We start from the raw sequence: 20,448 nt of genomic DNA on the forward strand, positions 1-20,448 counted from the left end.
GCTCACCCCATTCCGGCGGCCGTCAGCACCGCCCGCCGGGTCAGCACCCGCGCGAGGTGCTCCCGGTACTCGGGCGAGCCCGACAGGTCCTGGGACGGCCGGGTCCCCTCGGCCGCCGTCTCGGCGGCCCGGGCCACCGCCCCGGGGCCGTCGGCACCCGCGAGCGCCTCCTCGGCGGCCGTGGCCCGCAGCGGGGTCGACCCCATGTTGGTGAGCCCGATCCGCGCCTCGGCGATGTGCCCGTCGTCGCGCCGCACCAGCGCCGCCACGCCGACGATCGCCCAGGCCTGCGCGACCCGCTGGAACTTCTCGTAGTGGAAGCCCCAGCCGTCCCGCTTCGGCACCCGCACCTCCACCAGCAGCTCGTCGGGGGCGAGCGCGGTGGTGAGGTAGTCGAGGAAGAAGTCGCGGGCCGGGATCGTGCGCCGGCCGCCCGGTCCGGCGGCGACCAGCTCGGCGTCCAGGGCCAGTGCCACGGCGGGCAGGTCCCCGGCCGGGTCGGCGTGCGCGAGCGAGCCGCCGAGGGTGCCCCGGTGCCGTACGGCGGGGTCGGCGACCGTGGCCGTCGCCGCCGCCAGCAGGCCCGCGTGGCGGCGGACCAGCGGATCGCGGACGACGTCGTGATGCGTGGTCAGCGCGCCGATGACGAGCGCGTCGCCGTCCTCGCGGACCCCGCGCAGCTCCGGGATCCGCCCGACGTCCACGACCAGCTCGGGGAAGGCCAGCCGCAGCCGCAGCAACGGCAGCAGGCTCTGCCCGCCGGCCAGCACCTTCGCCTCCTCGCCCGCGTCGGCGAGCGCACGCACCGCCTCGTCGACGCTCGCCGGACGGGCGTACTCGAATGCCGGGGGAATCATGCCGACGCCTCCTTCACCGCGCGCCACACCCGCTCCGGGGTGCAGGGCATCCGCACATCCGTCACACCCAGCGGCCGCAGCGCGTCCACCACGGCGTTGACCACGGCCGGCGTCGACGCGATCGTGCCGGCCTCGCCGACCCCCTTGACGCCCAGGGCGTTCGAGGACGCCGGGGTCTCCGTCCGGTCGGTCACGAAGTCCGGCAGATCCGCCGCCGACGGCACCAGGTAGTCGGCCATGGTCCCGGAGACGAGGTTGCCCTCGTCGTCGTACACGGCCTCCTCGTACAGCGCCTGCGCGATGCCCTGCGCGAGACCGCCGTGCACCTGGCCCTCCACGATCATCGGGTTGACGACATGGCCGACGTCGTCGACGCAGACGTACGACCGGATCCGGGTCCGTCCGGTCTCCGTGTCCACCTCGACCGCGCACAGGTGGGTGCCGTGCGGGTAGGAGAAGTTCTCCGGGTCGACCACGGTCTCGGCGTTGATGGACGGTTCGACGCCGTCCGGCAGGTCGTGGCCGGTGAACGTCTCGAAGGCGATCTCCTGGATGGTCTTGCGGGCCTCCGGGGAGCCCTTCACGGAGAACACGCCGTCCGTGAACTCCAGGTCCTGCTCGCTCGCCTCCAGCAGATGCGCGGCGACCTTGCGGGCCTTGGCGACCACCTTCGTCGCTGCCCGGTGCACGGCCTCGCCGCCGACCGCCAGCGACCGCGAACCGTAGGTGTCCATGCCCTGCGGAGCGGCCAGGGTGTCGCCGTGCACCACCTCGACGTCGTCGAACGGCACCCCGAGCACGTCGGCCGCGATCTGGCTCCAGCAGGTCACATGCCCCTGCCCGTGCGGACTGGTGCCGGTGACCACCTCGACTTTGCCGGTGGGCAGCATGCGGATGCTCGCCGCCTCCCAGCCGCCGGCCGCGTACCGCAGGTCGCGCAGGACCCGGCTGGGGGCCAGCCCGCACATCTCCGTGAACGTGGACACGCCGATGCCGAGGCGTACGGTGTCGCCGCGTTCGTTGCGCTTCTGCTGCTCGGCGCGCAGGTCGTCGTACCCGAACAGGGCGAGGGCCTTGTCGGTGGCCGCCTCGTAGTTGCCGCTGTCGTAGGTCAGCCCGGCGATGGTGGTGTACGGGAACTCCTCGTGCCGGATCCAGTTCCGGCGCCGCAACTCCACGGGGTCCAGGCCGAGGTCGGCGGCCAGTTCGTCCATGATCCGCTCGATGGCGAAGGTCGCCTCGGGGCGTCCGGCGCCGCGGTAGGCGTCGGTGGGCGTGCGGGTGGTGAAGACGCCGGTGCAGGTGAAGTCGTAGGCGTCCATCTTGTAGATCGCCGGGTACATGAAGGCGCCGAGGATCGGGATGCCCGGGGTGACGAGCATCAGGTAGGCGCCCATGTCGGCGAGCAGGTCGACCTTCAGGCCGAGCAGCTTCCCCTCGCGGGTGGCGGCGATCTCGATGTCCTGGATCATGCCGCGGCCGTGGTGGGTGGCGAGGTAGCCCTCGGAGCGGGACTCGGTCCACTTCACCGGGCGGCCCAGCCTGCGGGCGACCGCGAGGGCCAGGGCCTCCTCGCCGTAGACCTGGAGCTTGGAGCCGAAGCCGCCGCCCACGTCCGGGGCGATCACCCGGAGCTTCTGCTCGGGGATCCCGGTGACCGTGGCCAGCATGATCCGCAGGATGTGCGGGATCTGGGTCGCCGAGTAGACCGTGTACTCGCCGGAGGCGGCGATCGGCGTGACCACGACGGCACGGGGTTCCATGGCGTTGGGGATCAGCCGCTGCTGGTGGTAGCGGCGCTTGACGGTCACCTCGGCGCGCCGCCGTACCGAGTCGAAGTCCTCGCCGGTGGCGAGCGGCCAGGTGTAGCAGCGGTTGGTGCCCTTGTCGGCGTGGACCAGCGGGGCGTCGTCGGCGAGCGCGGCCTCCAGGTCGAGGACCGGGGGCAGCGGGTCGTAGTCGACCTCGATCGCCTCCAGCGCGTCGGCGGCCGCGTACCGGTCGCGGGCCACGACGACGGCCACCGGGTCGCCGGCGTGGCGGACCTCGTCCACGGCGATCGGCGGGTGGTCCGGCAGCACGATGTCCTCGGTCACCGGCCAGGCGCAGGGCAGGGAGCCCAGGCCCTCGGCGAGGTCGGCGCCGCTGAACGCGGCGACGACGCCGGGGCGTTCGAGGGCGGGGGAGACGTCGACGCGGGTGACGCGGGCGTGCGCCATGGGGCTGCGCAGCACGGCCAGGTGGAGCAGTCCGGCGACCTGGATGTTGTCGGTCCAGTTGGTCTGGCCGGTGATCAGCCGGGCGTCCTCCTTGCGCAGCCGGGCCCGCCCGACCTCGTGTTCGACGGCCTGATCGGTCATGCCGTGGCCTCCTCGGGTACGGACTGCCCGGAGGCGGCGAGCACCGCGCGGACGATGTTCTGGTAGCCGGTGCACCGGCACAGGTTGCCCTCCAGGGCCTCCCGGACCTCGTCCGAGGTGGGGTGCGGGTTCTCGCGCAGCAGATCCCGGGCCGCCATGATCATCCCCGGGGTGCAGTAGCCGCACTGCAGACCGTGCCGCTCGTGGAAGGCGTGCTGCAGCGCCGTCCACTCCCCGTCCTTCGCCAGCCCCTGCACGGTGGTCACCGCGCCGCCGTCCGCCTGGACGGCGAGGACCGAGCAGCTCTTGACGGTCTCCCCGTCCAGGTCGACCGTGCACGCGCCGCAGTTCGAGGTGTCGCAGCCGATCGGGGTGCCGGTCAGGCCGAGGCGGTCGCGCAGGTAGTGGGCCAGCAGCAGACGGGGTTCCACCTCGTCCTCGTAGGGCGTGCCGTCCACGTTCAGCTTGATGTGGGTCATGTGCCCTCCAGGCCGTGCGGGCAGGAGTGAGGGAAACGGCAGGAAACGCAGCAAAGGCGTCACGGTGGCGTGATGTAGGTCACTCTATGACTGGGCCCTGGAGGCGGCGAGTGCTGCGGCAGGGGTTTCGTTGAGCATTAATCCATTGCTGTCGAGCGGACGGTCCTGCTGCACTGCTCCCGACCCGACGTCACCGAGAGAGGACCACCGATGCGCGCTGCGTGCATGTCCACCCAGGAAGGCCAGGAAGGAATCCCCCTCATGCCGAAGGACATCACGCTCAGTGCACCTGCTCAATCTCGGAATTCTCGCGCATGTCGACGCCGGTAAGACCAGCCTGACCGAACGGCTGCTGTACACGGCCGGGGTCATCGACGAGCTCGGCAGCGTCGACGACGGAAACACCAGCACCGACACCCTCGCCCTGGAGCGGCGGCGCGGCATCACCATCAAGTCCGCCGTGGTGTCCTTCCCGCTCGACGGGGTGACCGTCAACCTCATCGACACCCCGGGACACCCGGACTTCATCGCCGAGGTGGAACGCGTCCTCGGCGTGCTGGACGGCGCCGTGCTCGTCGTCTCGGCCGTGGAAGGCGTCCAGGCGCAGACCCGGGTGCTGATGCGGACCCTGCGGCGGCTGCGCATCCCCACGCTGATCTTCGTCAACAAGATCGACCGGCGGGGCGCCCGCGACGCGGCCGTCCTCGACGGGCCGGCCCGCGGGCTCGCCGTCCCGCACGTCCCGATGGGGCGCGCCGCCGCGCTCGGCACGCGCGCCGCCCGCTTCGTCCCCGGCCTCGGCCCGGCCGCGCTGGACGCGCTCGCCGACCACGACGACGACCTGCTCGCCGCCTACCTGGACGGCGGGGTCCCCGACGCCCGGCTGCGCGCCGCCCTCGCCGACCAGACCCGGCGGGCCCTGGTCCATCCGGTCTACCTCGGCTCCGCCGTCACGGGCGCCGGGGTGCCCGAGCTGATCGCGGGCCTCGAACGGCTGCTGCCCGCGGCCGACGGCGATCCGGCGGGACCGCTGTCGGCCACCGTCTTCAAGGTGGAACGGGGCCCAGCGGGCGAGAAGATCGCCTACGCCCGGATCCACTCGGGCACGCTGCGGGTACGTGACCGGGTCCCGTTCGGGGGCGGCCGCGAGGAAGGCGGCGGCACCGGGGCCCGAGAGACCCGCGGGGAGGTCCGGGTGGCCGGGGCCTACGGGGAGGTCAGGGCGGCCGAGACCCGCTTGGATGCCCCGGCGGCCGAGACTCGCCGGGACGACGGGATCGCCGAGGGGCAGGACGAAGGCGAGGCGCATCGGGTCGTGGGTCGGGGCGAGGAGCTTCGGGTCGTGGGTCGGGGCGAGGCGGGTCGGGCCGAGGTCGTCCGCGAGTGGCGCCCTGTCGGAGCTGTCCGTGCGGGGGAGGGTGAGGGGACCGTCCGTGCGGGGGAGGGTGACGGAGTCCGTGGCGACGGGCAAGCGGGTCTCTACTGCGCCGACGGGCAGGCCGGTCGTCGCCCCGCCGATGGGCAGGCCGGTCGTCGCCCCGCCGACGCGCAGGCCGGTCGTCGCCCCGCCGATGGGCAAGCCGGTCACCGCCCCGCAGGCGGGCGGGTCGTCGCCGGCGGCCCGGTGGAGCGCCGGGTCACCGGGCTTGCCGTGTTCGACAGGGGTGGCGAGCTTCGGCAGGACGGTGCCGGGGCGGGGCGGATCGTCAAGGTGTGGGGGCTCGGCGGGGTGCGGATCGGTGACGCGCTCGGCCTGCCCGGGCGCGCGTACGAGCACCACTTCGCGCCGCCGACCCTGGAGACCGTCGTCGTCCCCGGGCCCGGCACCGACCGGCGCTCCCTGCACGTCGCGCTCACCCAGCTCGCCGAGCAGGACCCGCTGATCGACGTCCGGCACGACGAGGTGCGGCAGGAGACCTCCGTCTCCCTCTACGGAGAGGTGCAGAAGGAGGTCGTCCAGGCGACCCTCGCCGAGGAGTACGGCCTCGACGTCGGCTTCCGGGAGACCACGACCATCTGCGTCGAACGGCTCACCGGCACCGGCGCCGCCGTCGAGTTCAACAAGAAGGACGGCAACCCCTTCCTGGCGACGGTCGGCCTGCGGGTGGAGCCGGCCCCGCCCGGCACGGGCGTCGGCTTCCGGCTGGAGGTGGAGCTGGGCTCGATGCCGTACGCCTTCTTCAAGGCCGTCGAGGACACCGTGCGCGAGACGCTCCGCCAGGGGCTGCACGGCTGGCGGATCCCGGACTGCACGGTGACCATGACCCACTCCGGCTACTCGCCCCGGCAGAGCCATGCCCACCAGGGCTTCGACAAGAGCATGTCGAGCACCGGACAGGACTTCCGGGGGCTGACCCCGCTCGTGCTGACCGAGGCGCTGCGGCGGGCCGGCACCCGGGTGCACGAGCCGATGCACCGCTTCCGGCTGGAGGCCCCGGCGGACACGCTGGGCGCGCTGCTGCCGGTGCTCACCCGGCTCGGCGCGCTGCCCCGGAACACCAGGGCGGAGGGGCGGCTCGGCGTTCTGGAGGGCGCGGTACCGGCCGCCCGGGTGCACCGGCTGGAGCAGCTGCTGCCGGGGCTGACCCGGGGCGAGGGCGAGCTGGAGAGCGCCTTCGACCACTACGCGCCCCTGGCGCGCGGCCCGGTCCCCGAACGCGCGCGCACCGACCACAACCCGCTCAACCGCCGGGAGTACCTGTTGAACGTGACCGGTCGAGTGTGCGGCTGAGCGACAAGTGCCGGGCAGGTATTCAACTTACTCATGAGTCAGAAGTATTGACGGTGTCCGGAAATCACCGGACTGTAATGAACATGACGAGTATCCGGGCGCGTTTGGTCGTTGTCCTGGTTGTCCTCTGCGGATTCCTCGCGGTGGCGGGCGCTCCGTCCGCCTCCGCTGCCACCCCGTCCGACTCCCTCTGGTTCGACGGCACCTCCCTCACCGTGCAGAACGGCCGTTTCGTCGACGGCCAGGGCCGTGAGGTCGTGCTGCGCGGCTACAACGTCTCCGGCGAGACCAAGCTGGAGGAGAACAGCGGCCTGCCGTTCGCCTCCGTCGCCGACGCGAAGAAGTCCGCGACCGCGCTGCGTGCCCTCGGCGGCGGCAACGCCGTGCGCTTCCTGCTCTCCTGGGCGCACGCCGAACCCGCCCAGGGGCAGGTCTCCACCACCTACCTGGCCGCCGTGACCGCGCAGATGCAGGCGTTCCTCGACGCCGGCATCCGCGTCTTCCCCGACTTCCACCAGGACCTCTACTCCCGCTACCTGTTCAACTCCGGCAGCTGGTACACCGGCGACGGCGCCCCCGAGTGGGCCGTGGCGCTGGGGAGTTACCCGACCGAGTCGTGCGGCATCTGCCTCTTCTGGGGCCAGAACATCACCCAGAACGCGGCCGTCCAGGAAGCCCAGTACGACTTCTGGCACAACAACTACGGCCTCCAGGACTACTTCCTGGCCACCGCCCAGACCACCATGACCTACCTGGCCCAGCACCTGACGTCCGACGAGTTCGCGGGCGTCGTCGGCTTCGACCCGTACAACGAGCCGTACGCCGGTTCCTACGACTCCGGCGAGACCTCCCGCACCTGGGAGCAGAACCGGCTCTGGCCCTTCTACCAGAAGTTCCGGGCCCGGATGGACGCGGCCGGCTGGACCAGCAAGCCCGCGCTCATCGAACCCAACCTCTACTGGAACGGCAACGTCACCAACCAGGAGGGCGGCCTGCTCGACGTGGGCACGCTCGGCTCGCGGTACGTCTTCAACACCCACTTCTACGACCAGAAGGCCATCTCCGGCATCCTGATGTGGGGCAATGCCGCCGACGGCCAGTACTCGACCGACTTCGGCACCATCCGCGACCGCGCCTCGGCCACCGGGACCACCGCGGTCGTCAGCGAGTTCGGGCACCCGCTGTCCGGCACCACCGCCGGCAAGGCGCCCACCGTCGACAAGGCCATGTACCAGGCCCTCGACTCCCGCCTCTCCGGGGCGAACTGGTGGTCCACCCCGGCGTCCTCCGGCCCGGTCCTGTCCGGCACGCAGTGGCAGTGGGACATCTACAACGGCCGGCACCACGAGCTGATGAACGACAACGCCAGCAAGGTCCTCACCTCGGGCGACGCCTGGAACGACGAGGACCTGTCGGCCGTCAACATGACCGACAGCGGTACGGTGACGCTCCGTCAGGACGCCCGGCTGCTCGACCGGATCTACCCGGGCGCCACCTCCGGCACCACCCTCGCCTTCACCTACGAGGACCGCTCCCGGGACGGCTCGACGACCCTGACCTGGAACCCGGTGCCCAGCTCGCTGCCGAACGTGTCCGCGCTGGTGGGCTCCGGCCAGTACGCCGTCCAGGTCTGGCGCTCCAGCAGTGCCACCGCACCGACCGATCTCCATCTGCCGGCCTCTTTCGCGACCGCGTCCACCACCGTGGTCTCCGACCTGGGCACGGCCTACGCACCCCCGTCGTACACGTCCTCGACCCCCGTCGGTGTGGCGGCCGAACCGGGTGGGACGGGCAGCCGCCGACTGCTGCTCACCGACTCGGACTCCGGCGTGCTGCACTTCGCGCTGGTGACCAACGGGGCCACCTCGCCGAGCACCACCCTGCTGAACGCGGCCAAGGCGGAACTGGCCGCCTGGGTGGCGGCGAAGTTCTGAGTGGTCCGGGCAGGGCTTCGGCCTCCGGGGTGCCGTGCATCCCGGAGGCCGAAGTGTCCGACCCTTCGTCAACTGCCGTTCGCACCGGTCCAGTCGGCCTGTACATGGCCGAGCCGGACGCGCTGCGGGTGGTCGCCGACCGGGACCGAGGTCACCTTCAGGCCGGTGCCGAAGTCGATGGCCGTCACCTGGTCGGCGCCGGCCTCCGAGATGACGCAGTCCTTGCCGTCCCCGCTGACCGTCGCCCAGTACGGGGTGGACGCGGTGACCAGCGGACCCTCCTGCAGAGTGGCCCGGTCCACGACGGTCGCGTAGTTGTCCATCGTCCCGGCGACGCACAGCTTGGTGCCGTCCGGCTTCATCGAGATGCCGTGGTGGCGGGAGTCCAGGAGCCAGGTGGTGCGGTCCGTGCTGGTCGCCGGGTTCGCCGGCAGGGTCTTCACCCGGGTGATCTTGTCGGTGGCGATGTCGTACTCCAGGAAGCCGTTGAAGAACGACACCTGGAAGTACATCTTCGACCAGTCGGGGGTGAAGGCGGCGGGCCGCACCGCGTCCGAGAAGTCCGTCAGGCCGATCGCGTCCAGCCGGTCCCGCATGTCGATGATCTTGACCTGCTTGTAGGTGGTGGCATCCGCGACGGTGATGTGACGGTCGCCCTTGGTCCAGTCCCAGGCCGGGTCGTCCAGCGAGGTGGTGACCTCGCCGATCGCCATGTTCCAGATGTACTTCCCGTCGGGGCTGAAGACGTTCTCGTGCGGCTTGTCGCCGGTGGCGAACTCGCCCAGCTCCTTACCGGTGTCGATGTCCAGCACCTGCACCTTGTTCGCGGTGGACGCCGACACCGCGACCTTCGTGCCGTCCGGCGAGACGGCCATGTGGTCGGCACGGTAACCGGCCACCGGGAACCGCCAGTTGATGGTGTCGGTGGCGAGGTCGATGGAGACGACGTCGGCGAAGCTCGGCCGGGAGACGACCACGGACTTCCCGTCCGGCGTGGAGTACATGTCGTCCACGTACTGGTCGTGGCCCTGACCGACCTCGTTGCGGATCGACGTGTAGTAGATCCACTTGATCGGGTCCGCGTTTATCTCGGCGATCCGCGCGTCCTTGTCGGGGATGACGTTGAGCTGACCGACCTTGGCGAAGTCGCCCGTAGAGTTCAGGACGGTCGCGGTGCCGTCCCAGTTGTTGCCGACGAACAGGACCTCGCGCAGGGCGGCGTCCGTCGCTGCGGTGGCGGCGGTCGCGGGTGCGGCGACGGTCAGGACGAGGGCGGCGGCCACGGAGCAAAGGTGCCTGGGTCTGAAGGCAGGCATGAGTGCTCTCTCCTCTGATGGGGGGTGGGGGCGCGCGTGCAGGCAGGGGTCGCTGAATCTGAACACGGGCGCGTTCACAACGAACTTACTGAAAAGTAAGGAGGGGGCGGCTTACTTCACAAGAGGCGTACACGACAAAATTGGCCAACGGGCGGACGACGGAGGGGGCGGTCTTGGCGGGCAGGCTCAAGGCACCGACGGGACGGTACGGCGGGCGGTCCGCCGAGGAACGCAAGGCGGAGCGGCGTCGGCGCTTCCTGGAGGCGGCGCTCCAGCTCTTCGGCGGCGCACCAGGATTTCGCGCCACGACCGTCGCCGCGCTGAGTCAGACGGCGGGCCTGTCGACCCGTCAGTTCTACGAGGAGTTCCACACGTTGGAGGACGTGCTCGCCGCCCTGCACCTGGAGGTCAACGGGTGGGCCGAGCGGGCGGTGGTGGCCGCGTTCGCCGAGGCGGAGCCGTTGCCGCTGGTGGAACGGGTCACGGTGCTCTTCCGTGCGTACGCGCGTGACGTGACGTCGGATCCCCGGCGCATCCGGATCGCCTTCGTCGAGATCATCGGGGTCAGCCCCCGGCTGGAGGAGCAGCGGCTGGCGCGGCGGGCGCGGTGGGTGGAGCTGATATGCACCGAGGCGAACGCGGCGGTCGCCCGGGGGGACGCGGCACCGCGCGACTACCGGCTGGCGGCCACGGCGTTCATCGGCAGCGTCAACGGCCTGCTGCACGACTGGAGCGCGGGGTGGGTGGACGCCAGCCTGGACGACGTCGTGGAGGAACTCGTGCGGTTGCTGGTGGGGATCCTGCGGCCGGAGGGATGGACGCCCGGGAGGTGACGTCGGAGGGGGTTAACGACCCGAAGGCGGCGGTGAGTTCACCCTTGTCGCAACCGTTGACTTAACCCCCTGTCGGCTCTACGTTCGGCGCGCGACATGTTCGGAACATCGATCCAGGTTCGAAATCACGAACGTTTCGGGTCGGACACCCCCGTGCACCCCCCGTGGAGGAGCCGCATGTACCCCCACCCCAGATCGACCGGCAGCGGTCCCGTACGACACCTGTGGGCCGCCGCCGTACGCGCCCTCGCCCTGGCCCTGACGGCCGCCGCCGCGCTGCTCTTCGCCGCGCCGGGACCGGCCCGGGCGGCGACCGCGGCGCAGGTCTCGGTGCCCACCGCCCCGATGGGCTGGGCCTCCTGGAACAGCTTCGCGGCGAAGATCGACTACGACGTCATCAAGGCACAGGTCGACGCGTTCGTCGCGGCCGGGCTGCCCGCCGCCGGCTACAAGTACATCAACATCGACGAGGGCTGGTGGCAGGGGACCCGGGACAGCTCCGGCAACATCACCGTCGACACCAGTGAGTGGCCCGGCGGCATGAGCGCCATCGCCGACTACATCCACAGCAAGGGACTCAAGGCCGGCATCTACACCGACGCGGGCGCCAACGGCTGCGGCTACTACTACCCGACCGGCCGCCCCGCCGCCGCCAACACCGGCAGCGAGGGGCACTACGCCCAGGACATGCTCCAGTTCTCCCAGTGGGGCTTCGACTTCGTGAAGGTCGACTGGTGCGGCGGCGACGCCGAGGGCCTGGACGCGGCCACCACCTACAAGTCGATCAGCTCGGCCGTCAGCACGGCCGCCGCGACCACCGGCCGCCCGCTGACCCTGTCCATCTGCAACTGGGGCTACCAGAACACCTGGAACTGGGCGACGGGCCTCGCTCCCATGTGGCGGACCAGCACGGACATCTACTACTACGGCGGCACCGCGTCCCAGTCGGCCGTCCTGTCCAACTTCGACCAGACCCTGCACCCGGCCGCCCAGCACACCGGCTACTACAACGACCCCGACATGCTCACCGTCGGCATGTCCGGCCTCACAGCCGCCCAGAACCGCACCCACATGGCCCTGTGGGCGATCTCCGGTGCCCCGCTGCTGGCCGGCAACGACCTCACCACGATGACCAGTGAGACGGCCGCCATCCTCAAGAACTCCGACGTCATCGCCGTCGACCAGGACGCGCGCGGGCTGCAGGGCGTCAAGGTCGCCGAGGACAGCACCGGTCTGCAGGTCTACACCAAGGTCCTCGCCGGCACCGGCAACCGCGCGGTCGTGCTGCTCAACCGCACCTCCGCCGCCGCGAACATCACCGCCCGCTGGTCCGACCTCGGCCTGACCGGCGCGTCCGCGACCGTGCGGGACCTGTGGGCGCAGTCGAACCTGGGCTCGTACGCGACGAGTTACACCGCCAGCGTGCCGGCCGGCGGCTCGGTGATGCTCAAGATCAGCGGCGGTACGGAGGCGTCCGGCACGAGCTACAGCGCCACCTCCACCGGCAAGTACACGAGCGTGAGCGCCGCGAGCACCGGGCTGAGCGTCGTCGACGTCGCCTACGCCAACACCGGCTCCACCGCCGTCACCGGCACGCTCCAGGTCAACGGCCAGACCGCCACGACCGTCTCCTTCCCGCCGACCGGGTCCTCGCAGGGCACCGTCTCGGTACAGGTCGACCTGAGCAAGGGGTCGGGCAACTCGCTGACTTTCACGGGGAGTTCGCTGCCGACGCTCGGGTCGATCACCGTGAGTCCGATACCGGGCACCAACGGCACGCTCCTCGTGGGCAAGCAGTCCAGCCGGTGCGCCGACATCTACAACAACACCATCACCAACGGCACCCAGGCGGAGATCTGGGACTGCAACGGGGGTCAGAACCAGGCCTGGACGTACACCTCCCGCAAGGAGTTCGTGGTGTACGGCAACAAGTGCCTGGACGCGTACAACCTGGGCACCACCAACGGCACCAAGGTCGTGATCTGGGACTGCAACGGGCAGAACAACCAGAAGTGGAACGTCAATTCGGACGGGACGATCACGAACGTCAATGCCGGGTTGTGCCTGGATGTGTACGGGGCGGCGACCGGTAACGGGTCTTCGCTGGTGCTGTGGACCTGCAATGGCGGGACGAATCAGCAGTGGAGTCAGAGCTGAGTTGAGTGGGTGGTTCGTCGGGCGCGGGTGCGCTGTGGCTGGTCGCGCAGTTCCCCGCGCCCCTTTGGGGCGCTATCCGGTGAGCGTCAGCAGTGTGGTTGCCGTCAGTAGGGCGCAGAACAGGACGAAGCCGGCCAGGAGGCGCTGCCTGAGCATCCGGTACCTGGCTTCGTACTCGCGTCGCAGTTCCTCGCCGCGTTCGGCCGTGCGGTGCCAGGAGGTGCGGGACAGGGCTAGGTACTCGGTTTCCAACTCGCTCACCAGATGCTCGCGTTGCGAATCCGTGAGCCATCCCAGTCGGTTCGTCACCCGTGCTCCCGCCGCACGGCATTCCTCGCGTGCCGAGGCCAGCAGCAGATGTCCCTCGATCTCGGCGACCAGTGCTCGCTCCTCCTCCCGTGCCGTCATCGGGTGATCGGCTCCCGCTCGTCGAAGGCCGGGGACTCGCTGCGTATGCGGGGCAGGGACGTGAAGTTGTGGCGGGGCGGTGGGCAGGAGGTGGTCCACTCGAGTGAACGGCCGTAGCCCCATGGGTCGTCGACCTCGACCTTCTTGCCGTACTTCGCCGTCTTCCAGACGTTGTAGAAGAACGGGAGCAGGGACGATCCCAGCAGGAACGAGAAGATCGTCGAGATCGTGTTGAGGGTGGTGAACCCCTCGACCGCGAGGTAGTCGGGGATCCGGCGCTGCATGCCCTCGGCGCCCAGCCAGTGCTGGACCAGGAAGGTGCCGTGGAAGCCGATGAACAGGGTCCAGAAGGTGATCTTGCCGAGGCGTTCGTCGAGCATCTTGCCGGTGAACTTGGGCCACCAGAAGTGGAAGCCGGAGAACATCGCGAAGACGACCGTACCGAAGACCACGTAGTGGAAGTGGGCGACGACGAAGTACGAGTCGGAGATGTGGAAGTCGATGGGCGGGGACGCGAGCATCACCCCGGTGAGGCCGCCGAAGAGGAACGTGACGAGGAAGCCGGTGGCCCAGAGCATGGGGGTCTCGAAGGAGAGCGAGCCCTGCCACATGGTGCCGATCCAGTTGAAGAACTTCACGCCCGTCGGGACGGCGATGAGGAAGGTCATGAAGGAGAAGAAGGGTAGGAGCACGCCGCCGGTGACGTACATGTGGTGGGCCCAGACGGTGACGGACAGCCCGGCGATGGCGATGGTCGCCGCGACCAGGCCCATGTAGCCGAAGATCGGCTTGCGGGAGAAGACCGGGACGACCTCGGAGATGATGCCGAAGAACGGCAGGGCGATGATGTAGACCTCCGGGTGGCCGAAGAACCAGAAGAGGTGCTGCCAGAGCAGTGCTCCGCCGTTGGCCGCGTCGAAGACGTGGGCGCCGAACTTGCGGTCCGCCTCCAGGGCGAACAGCGCGGCGGCGAGGACCGGGAAGGCGAGCAGGACCAGTACGGCGGTCAGCAGTACGTTCCACACGAAGATGGGCATCCGGAACATGGTCATTCCGGGGGCGCGCATGCAGATGATCGTGGTGATGAAGTTGACCGCGCCGAGGATGGTGCCGAAGCCGGAGAAGGCCAGACCCATGATCCACATGTCGGCGCCGATGCCCGGGGTGCGCACCGCGTCCGAGAGCGGGGCGTAGGCGAACCAGCCGAAGTCGGCCGCGCCCTGCGGGGTGAGGAAGCCGCCGACCGCGATGAGTGACCCGAGCAGGTAGAGCCAGTAGGCCAGCATGTTCAGGCGCGGGAACGCCACGTCGGGGGCGCCGATCTGCAGCGGCATGATCCAGTTGGCGAAGCCGGCGAAGAGCGGGGTCGCGAACATCAGCAGCATGATCGTTCCGTGCATGGTGAAGGCCTGGTTGAACTGCTCGTTCGACATGATCTGCAGTCCCGGGCGGGCCAGTTCGGCGCGCATCAGCAGGGCCATCGCTCCGCCCACGCAGAAGAACGAGAACGCCGTGACCAGGTAGAGCGTTCCGATCGTCTTGTGATCCGTGGTCGTGAGCCACTTGAGGTTCCTCATGCCCCGCCTGTGTCCGGGCGGTACGGACCGGTCACACTCGACGGGTGCGACGAGCGTCACGGAGCAGGGTGTGACGATCGGGAGGGTGCCGGACAAGAAACGGACATGAGCAACGACGAGATCTTCGCCGCTGCCTATCGCGAGTACTACTGGGCGGTCAGCCGTTATGTCGCGCGGCGACTGGACGGGCGGACCAGCGAGGTGGAGGAAGTGGTGGCGGAGGTGTTCACGGTGGCCTGGCGGCGCCGCGCCGATCTGCCGGCGGCCCCGCTGCCCTGGCTGTACGGCGTGGCACGCAACTGCCTCGCCAACGCGGTACGCGGGTACGGGCGGCGGCGCCGGCTGGTGGACCGGCTGGGCAACGACGAGACCGCGCACGGGCGGTCCGTCGTGGCCGGCCCGGGCGCCGAGCGGCCGGGCGCCTGGGTGCACGAGGCGCTGTTCCGGCTGTCCCCGGCCGACCAGGAGGTGCTGCGGCTGACCGCCTGGGAGGAGCTGGGCGTCGACGAGGTCGCCGTGGTCCTCGGCTGCGGCAGTCGCGCGGCGGCGATGCGGCTGCACCGCGCCCGCCGCCGGCTCAGAGCCGAGATCGACCGACTGCGCCCCCCTGCCGCCGAGGCCCTCCCCGAGGAACACCGCCATGGCTGACGAACTCGACCTGCTGCGCGCCGCCGACCCGGTGCCCGCCGGCGGCCCCCACTTCGGCGACGGCCCCCTGGACCACACCGCCGAACGGCACCTCGACCGGCTGCTGCACGCCCCCCGTCCCGGACGCCGGACCTGGGCACGGCCGCGACTGGCCTGGGGCCTGACCGCGGCCGCCGTGGTGCTCGCCACCGCGCTGACCGTGCTGCTCGGCGGCTCCGGCGCCGCGCCCGCGGTCGCCGCACCCCGGCCGCTGACCGTCCGCGCCCACTCCACCCCCGTACCGCTCGCACAGGTCGCGGGACTGGCCGCGGTGGCGGCCCAGGACGGGTCCCCGGCGCTGCGCCAGGGCACCCATGTGCAGTCCTGGAGCCTCGGCATGAGCGACGACGAGCCGCCCGTCACCCTGCCCGAGGAGCGGGTCGTGCGCTGGCGGGCGGACGCCAGTCACACCGAGGTGGTCGTGGCGACCGACCCGGCGCACCCGGGCCGGTCCGTGCTCACCGACGACGGGCTGGTCGAGGACGGCCAGGTGCTCAGCCGGCGCACCTTCCCGCCGATGTGGGGCGACGCCCCGCCGCTGTCGACGCCGCCGCACGACCCGGCGAAGCTGCGCGCCTACCTGGCCGAACTGATCCACGGCGACACCCGCACCACCGCCGGACTGCTCGACGCCACCCAGGAGTTGCTGGACAACTGGACGCCGGGAGCGCGGGAGTCCGCCGCCCTGGCCGAGCTGTTCGCCGACGCCCGGGGGCTGCGGCCGGCCGGCCAGGTCACCGACCGGCTGGGCCGCACCGGGCAGGCGTACGTCTACGACGGGAAGGGCGACGGCGGGCGGCGGATGCTGATCCTGGACCCGGCCACCGGTGCCGTACTCGGCCTGGAGACCACGTTCACCCGGGACGATCCGGAGTACGGGGTGCACGCCGGGGACGTCATGGAGTACCGCGCCTGGATGCGCTGACCGCCCTCAGACCCCTCAGACCCCTCGGACCCCGAGCTGCCGGGCGGCCGCCGCCACCGTCTGCTCCAGCAGCAGGGCGATGGTCATCGGGCCGACACCGGTGCCATCCATCAGACGGGCCTGGGTCATGCGGCACACTCCTGAGCTGATTGACCTTGATCGCCCAGGCGCACGGCATCGACAGTGCGGACCGCTCCCCGGTGGTGCTCCACCTCAGCGCCAGTCACGGCCCGCCCCCAGGGTAACCGAGGCGTTCAGCGCTTCCGGTGGCGGTGCGCCGCCCGCAAGGCCGCCAGCAGCAGGGGCACCGCCGCCCGGGGCTGTCTGCGACGGGTGTGCCCGAGGCCGGCCCGCGCCGAGACGGTCCAGGTCACACGGGTGGAGACCTGGACCCTCGCGCCTCTGCTGACTACTCGTCCCATGCCTGGATCATGATCTGTTCGGCGATCTTGCCGTCGCGGAGCGTGATCATCGACTCGGCGAGCACCCGGACGCCGTCCCCGTACTCGCAGGTCTCGGTGAAGGCGGCCCGGTCGCCCTGCACGACGCACCGGTCCAGCCGGTGCGTCATGTCGCGGCTGTAGATGTCGTCCAGCATCGCGGCGATGTCCCGGCGGCCGTGCAGGACCTTGGGGTGGCTGGGCTGGGTGTTGCGGTCGACGATGCGGATCTCCGCGTCGTCCGCGTAGAGCGCCAGCAGGGTGTTCCCCGTGTTCCCCTCGATGGCCCGGCGCAGTGTCTCGGTGTCGAACGTGGAGCCGGTCGCGGTGCCCATGGTGACCTCCTGGGAGGGCCCGCGACCCGATGCGGAGGGGTCGCGAGAGCCCTCACTCCGAGCGTCCTCCGGCCCGCCGGGCTCGGCAAGCGCAGGCCGGGCGCTCCGCCTGACGGGTGAGGGGGACCGGCTGCCCGTGTCCGGTCCGGCGCCGGGGCCGTTGCTGAAGACATGATCTCAACACGACGTATCGTCGCCGCCGTCGGCCTCGCGGTCGGGGTCACCGGCCTCGCCGCGCCGCTGGCCAACGCGGCCGACGCGAGCGCGCAGCACCCCGGGAAGCTCACCGCGCTCGGCATGCTCGACTCGCTCGCCCGCACCGACATCCCGGCCGAGTACCAGAACGAGATCCCGAAGGTCTCGGAGCAGGTGCAGGGGCTGAACGGGGTCCAGCGGCTCGGTGAGCTCCACCAGCTCACCGATCTGGCCGCGCCGGTGACGGGGCTGCTGCCGGGCATCGAAGCCTGATCCGCGCCGCACGTTCGAGGGCCGTCCCGCGAGGGGCGGCCCTCCGCCGTGTTCCGTGCGCGGCCTCCGCCGCGTTTCCGTCCTCAGGGCGCGGAGGCCAGGAACTGCGTCGCGGCCAGCTCCGCGTAGAGCGGGTCCGCCGCCACCAGCTCCCGGTGGGTGCCCACCGCACGGACCTGTCCCGCGTCCATGACGACGATCCGGTCCGCCATCGTCACCGTCGACAGCCGGTGCGCGACCACCAGCACGGTGGTCGACCGTGCCACATCGGCGACCGTGTCCCTGAGGGCCGCCTCGTTCACCGCGTCCAGCTGCGAGGTCGCCTCGTCCAGGAGCAGCAGCCGGGGCCGGCGCAGCAACGCCCGGGCGATCGCGACCCGTTGCCGCTCCCCGCCGGACAGCTTGGTCCCGCGATGCCCGACCAGCGTGTCCAGTCCCTGCGGCAGCCGGGCGACCAGTCCGTCGAGCCGGGTCGTCTTCACCACCCGGGCCACCGCGTCCTCGTCCGCCTCCGGATTGCCGAGGAGCAGGTTGTCCCGGAGCGAGCCCGAGAGCACGGGCGCGTCCTGCTCGACATAGCCGATCGCCGAGCGCAGCAGCGGCAGGTCCCAGGCGTCCAGCGGGCGGCCGTCGAGGGTGATCGTGCCGGACTCGGGGTCGTAGAACCGCTCGATGAGCGAGAAGACGGTGGTCTTGCCCGCGCCGGACGGGCCGACGAACGCCGTCATGCCGCGCGCCGGTATGTCGAAGCTGACCCCGTGGTGGACGTACGGGAGGTCGTCGGCGTAGCGGAAACGTACGTCGGTGAAGGCGACCGAGGCCGGTTCGGCGCCCGCGGACGGCAACTCGGCGGGCGCGGCGGCCGGTTCGGCGGGCAGCCGCAGCGCCTCCTGGATCCGGGCGAGCGCGCCGGCGCCGGTCTGGTACTGGGTGACCGCGCCGACCACCTGCTGGATCGGGGACATCAGATAGAAGACGTAGAGCAGGAACGCCACCAGCGTGCCCACGCCGATCGCGCCGGTCGCCACCCGGGCCCCGCCCACCGCGAGCACCGTGATGAACGCCAGCTGCATCGCGAGGCCCGCCGTGTTGCCCGCCGCCGCCGACCACTTGGCGGCCCGCACGCTCTGCCGCCAGGACTCCTCGGCCGCCGCGTGCAGCGCCTGCTCCTCGCGGTGCTCGGCGCCCGAGGCCTTCACCGTGCGCAGCGCGCCCAGGACCCGCTCCAGCGAGGCGCCCATCACCCCGACCGCGTCCTGCGCCCGGCGGCTCGCCCGGTTGATGCGCGGCACTATCGTGCCCAGCACCGTGCCCGCCGCCGCGATCACCGCCAGCGTGACGCCGAGCAGCACCGGATCGACCACGCCCATCATCACCACGGTGGCGACCAGGGTCAGCCCACCGGTGCCGAGCGCGACCAGCGAGTCCGTGGTGACCTCGCGCAACAGGGTGGTGTCCGAGGTGATCCGCGCCATCAGGTCGCCCGGCTCGGTACGGTCCACGGCGGTGATCCGCAGCCGCAGCAGATACGACGACAGGGTGCGCCGCGCGCCCAGCACCACCGACTCCGCGGTGCGCCGCAGGACGTACGAACCCAGCGCGCCCACCCCGGCGTTGGTCACCACCAGTCCCGCCATCGCCAGCAACTTCCCGGTGATGGAACGGTCGTGGGACAGGTCCTCGATCAACCCCCGGGCCACCAGCGGAAGCAGCAGACCGGTCGCCCCGGTCACCAGCGAGAGGACGGCACCCGCCAGCAGGGCCCGGCGGTGCGGCCGTACATAGGAGAGGAGCAGCCGGAACGCGGACGGGCCGGTCCGCTCTCCCGTCACGTGTGCGTCTGCGGTGGTCACGGTGCTCCTCGTGCGGGCGATGGGCGGCGCACCAAGGCTACGACGGCCGGTCCCGGTCCCGGTCCCGGTCCCGGCTCCGGTCCAGGGTCCCGGTCCTGGCTCAGGCTTCGGCGTGCGGTCAGTCGCGGGCGGAGCCCAGGGCGGCGAGGGTCGCGTCGAGATCCGTCGCGCGCGGCCGGTTGTGCGGGAGCTTCGCCAGGATCGCGGCCATGCCGCAGGTGTCGGTGAGCGCCGAGAACACCAGACCGCCCGCGACACCGGCCGACAGCAGCAGCCAGGCCGGGTGGAGCTGCCCGAGGCCGAGCCCGGCGAGCACGAGGGCGCCGGCGGTGAGCCGGACCTGGCGCTCCATGGCCCACGTCGTACGGGTCGTACGGGACGTGCCCTGCGGGCGGTGCAGCGCGTGACCGCGCTCGGCCCAGCCTCGGGTGCCCCCGGTGATCGTGGCCGCCGGGATGCCGTGCTCGGCGAGGACCGCACGGGCGTTCTCGGCGCGGGTACCGGAGGCGCACACGAGGACGAGCTCGCCGTGCGCGGCACGCAGGGCGGGCAGGGCCCGGCGCAGCGCGTCCAGGGGGATGTTGTGGGCGCCGGGGATGTGACCGGAGGCGTACTCGCCCGGGGTGCGGACGTCGACGACGGTCAGCTCCGGGAGCCGGGCGAGGGCGTGGTCGGGGGTGAGGGCCGGGGGAGTGGTGGTCATGGGGGTGCGATCCTTTCGGAGGTGATGAACGACGGGGTTGCCCGAGGGGCGCGGTAAAATACCCCTACGGGTATGGGAGGAGTGATCGTGGAGCTTCAGTTCGAGGGCGACGAGCTCAAGTCGGTGCTGAACCGGCTGCGCCGGGCGCAGGGGCAGATCTCCGGAGTGATCAAGATGATCGAGGAAGGCCGTGACTGCGAGGACGTGGTCACCCAGCTCGCCGCCGCCTCGCGCGCCCTCGACCGGGCGGGCTTCGCGATCATCGCGACCGGGCTCCAGCAGTGCATCATCGATCCCGCCCGGAACGGGGCGGACGGCGAGACGACCGAGCAGATGAAGGCACGGCTGGAGAAGCTGTTCCTCTCGCTCGCCTAGCGGCCGGCCG

Annotated in this window: 18 protein-coding genes and 1 riboswitch; of the genes, 8 read left to right on the plus strand and 10 right to left on the minus strand. The window is 71.2% G+C overall.

Features of this window, described 5'->3' with window-relative positions; genetic code table 11:
* Window positions 1-2: 2 nt before the first annotated feature.
* Genes ACGFZS_RS17540 through ACGFZS_RS17550 form a run of 3 tightly spaced genes read right to left on the minus strand, consistent with a single transcriptional unit; the run spans window position 3 to window position 3,696 of the window.
* Complete coding sequence (locus ACGFZS_RS17540; protein WP_393795802.1) at window positions 3-857, minus strand: FAD binding domain-containing protein; 855 nt, start codon at window positions 855-857, stop codon at window positions 3-5.
* Window positions 854-3,217 (minus strand): xanthine dehydrogenase family protein molybdopterin-binding subunit, encoded by a 2,364-nt coding sequence (locus tag ACGFZS_RS17545; RefSeq protein WP_393795803.1) that lies wholly within the window; start codon window positions 3,215-3,217, stop codon window positions 854-856. Before ACGFZS_RS17545 ends, ACGFZS_RS17540 begins: the two co-directional genes overlap by 4 nt.
* Window positions 3,214-3,696 (minus strand): (2Fe-2S)-binding protein, encoded by a 483-nt coding sequence (locus ACGFZS_RS17550; protein WP_393658909.1) that lies wholly within the window; start codon window positions 3,694-3,696, stop codon window positions 3,214-3,216. Before ACGFZS_RS17550 ends, ACGFZS_RS17545 begins: the two co-directional genes overlap by 4 nt.
* Window positions 3,697-3,979: 283 nt before the next feature.
* Between ACGFZS_RS17550 and ACGFZS_RS17555 the strand changes: the two genes are divergently transcribed.
* On the plus strand, window positions 3,980-6,427 hold the full coding sequence (locus ACGFZS_RS17555; RefSeq protein WP_393795804.1) for a GTP-binding protein: 2,448 nt from the start codon (window positions 3,980-3,982) through the stop codon (window positions 6,425-6,427).
* A 77-nt stretch (window positions 6,428-6,504) separates the two neighbouring features.
* Entirely contained in the window at window positions 6,505-8,361 is a 1,857-nt protein-coding gene (locus ACGFZS_RS17560; RefSeq protein ID WP_393795805.1) for a cellulase family glycosylhydrolase, read from the plus strand.
* Window positions 8,362-8,429: 68 nt separating this feature from the next.
* Here the strand turns inward: ACGFZS_RS17560 and ACGFZS_RS17565 are convergent, their stop codons facing one another.
* Window positions 8,430-9,677 (minus strand): YncE family protein, encoded by a 1,248-nt coding sequence (locus ACGFZS_RS17565; protein WP_393795806.1) that lies wholly within the window; start codon window positions 9,675-9,677, stop codon window positions 8,430-8,432.
* A gap of 173 nt (window positions 9,678-9,850) precedes the next feature.
* Between ACGFZS_RS17565 and ACGFZS_RS17570 the strand changes: the two genes are divergently transcribed.
* Entirely contained in the window at window positions 9,851-10,510 is a 660-nt protein-coding gene (locus ACGFZS_RS17570; RefSeq protein ID WP_393795807.1) for a TetR/AcrR family transcriptional regulator, read from the plus strand.
* A gap of 177 nt (window positions 10,511-10,687) precedes the next feature.
* On the plus strand, window positions 10,688-12,667 hold the full coding sequence (locus ACGFZS_RS17575) for a ricin-type beta-trefoil lectin domain protein (protein WP_393795808.1): 1,980 nt from the start codon (window positions 10,688-10,690) through the stop codon (window positions 12,665-12,667).
* Window positions 12,668-12,739: 72 nt separating this feature from the next.
* Here the strand turns inward: ACGFZS_RS17575 and ACGFZS_RS17580 are convergent, their stop codons facing one another.
* Window positions 12,740-13,075 carry a hypothetical protein gene (locus tag ACGFZS_RS17580; protein WP_393795809.1) on the minus strand — a complete coding sequence of 112 codons (336 nt, stop codon included), beginning with the start codon at window positions 13,073-13,075 and terminating at the stop codon, window positions 12,740-12,742.
* Window positions 13,072-14,652, minus strand: a complete 1,581-nt coding sequence (ctaD, locus tag ACGFZS_RS17585) for a cytochrome c oxidase subunit I (protein ID WP_393795810.1) — start codon at window positions 14,650-14,652, stop codon at window positions 13,072-13,074. The genes ACGFZS_RS17580 and ctaD overlap by 4 nt, the downstream gene beginning before the upstream one ends.
* Before the next feature lie 105 nt (window positions 14,653-14,757).
* Here ctaD and ACGFZS_RS17590 point away from each other — a divergent pair, with 105 nt between their 5' ends.
* Both ACGFZS_RS17590 and ACGFZS_RS17595 read left to right on the plus strand, forming a co-directional pair.
* Complete coding sequence (locus ACGFZS_RS17590) at window positions 14,758-15,300, plus strand: RNA polymerase sigma factor (RefSeq protein ID WP_393795811.1); 543 nt, start codon at window positions 14,758-14,760, stop codon at window positions 15,298-15,300.
* A complete protein-coding gene (locus ACGFZS_RS17595; protein ID WP_393795812.1) occupies window positions 15,293-16,264 on the plus strand; it encodes a CU044_5270 family protein in 972 nt (323 codons plus the stop codon). The genes ACGFZS_RS17590 and ACGFZS_RS17595 overlap by 8 nt, the downstream gene beginning before the upstream one ends.
* A 154-nt stretch (window positions 16,265-16,418) precedes the next feature.
* Window positions 16,419-16,501, minus strand: a riboswitch (ZMP/ZTP riboswitch).
* A gap of 17 nt (window positions 16,502-16,518) precedes the next feature.
* On the opposite strand, the gene ACGFZS_RS17600 is transcribed toward ACGFZS_RS17595, so the two are convergent.
* Both ACGFZS_RS17600 and ACGFZS_RS17605 read right to left on the minus strand, forming a co-directional pair.
* A complete protein-coding gene (locus ACGFZS_RS17600; protein WP_393795813.1) occupies window positions 16,519-16,686 on the minus strand; it encodes a hypothetical protein in 168 nt (55 codons plus the stop codon).
* Window positions 16,674-17,039, minus strand: a complete 366-nt coding sequence (locus ACGFZS_RS17605) for a nuclear transport factor 2 family protein (RefSeq protein ID WP_365678858.1) — start codon at window positions 17,037-17,039, stop codon at window positions 16,674-16,676. The genes ACGFZS_RS17600 and ACGFZS_RS17605 overlap by 13 nt, the downstream gene beginning before the upstream one ends.
* Window positions 17,040-17,210: 171 nt before the next feature.
* Between ACGFZS_RS17605 and ACGFZS_RS17610 the strand changes: the two genes are divergently transcribed.
* The gene (locus ACGFZS_RS17610) at window positions 17,211-17,507 is read left to right on the plus strand and encodes a hypothetical protein (RefSeq protein WP_393795814.1); all 297 of its coding nucleotides are present in this window, start codon (window positions 17,211-17,213) and stop codon (window positions 17,505-17,507) included.
* An 83-nt stretch (window positions 17,508-17,590) separates the two neighbouring features.
* Here ACGFZS_RS17610 and ACGFZS_RS17615 read toward each other — a convergent pair whose 3' ends face one another.
* Both ACGFZS_RS17615 and ACGFZS_RS17620 read right to left on the minus strand, forming a co-directional pair.
* Window positions 17,591-19,360 carry an ABC transporter ATP-binding protein gene (locus ACGFZS_RS17615; RefSeq protein ID WP_393795815.1) on the minus strand — a complete coding sequence of 590 codons (1,770 nt, stop codon included), beginning with the start codon at window positions 19,358-19,360 and terminating at the stop codon, window positions 17,591-17,593.
* A 118-nt stretch (window positions 19,361-19,478) separates the two neighbouring features.
* Window positions 19,479-20,063, minus strand: a complete 585-nt coding sequence (locus tag ACGFZS_RS17620) for a rhodanese-like domain-containing protein (RefSeq protein WP_393795816.1) — start codon at window positions 20,061-20,063, stop codon at window positions 19,479-19,481.
* Between the two features lie 87 nt (window positions 20,064-20,150).
* Between ACGFZS_RS17620 and ACGFZS_RS17625 the strand changes: the two genes are divergently transcribed.
* Complete coding sequence (locus ACGFZS_RS17625; RefSeq protein ID WP_123979367.1) at window positions 20,151-20,438, plus strand: metal-sensitive transcriptional regulator; 288 nt, start codon at window positions 20,151-20,153, stop codon at window positions 20,436-20,438.
* Window positions 20,439-20,448 lie beyond the last annotated feature (10 nt).

Origin of the sequence: Streptomyces sp. NPDC048288 (genome assembly GCF_043201555.1) — a bacterium.
Lineage (GTDB): Bacteria > Actinomycetota > Actinomycetes > Streptomycetales > Streptomycetaceae > Streptomyces.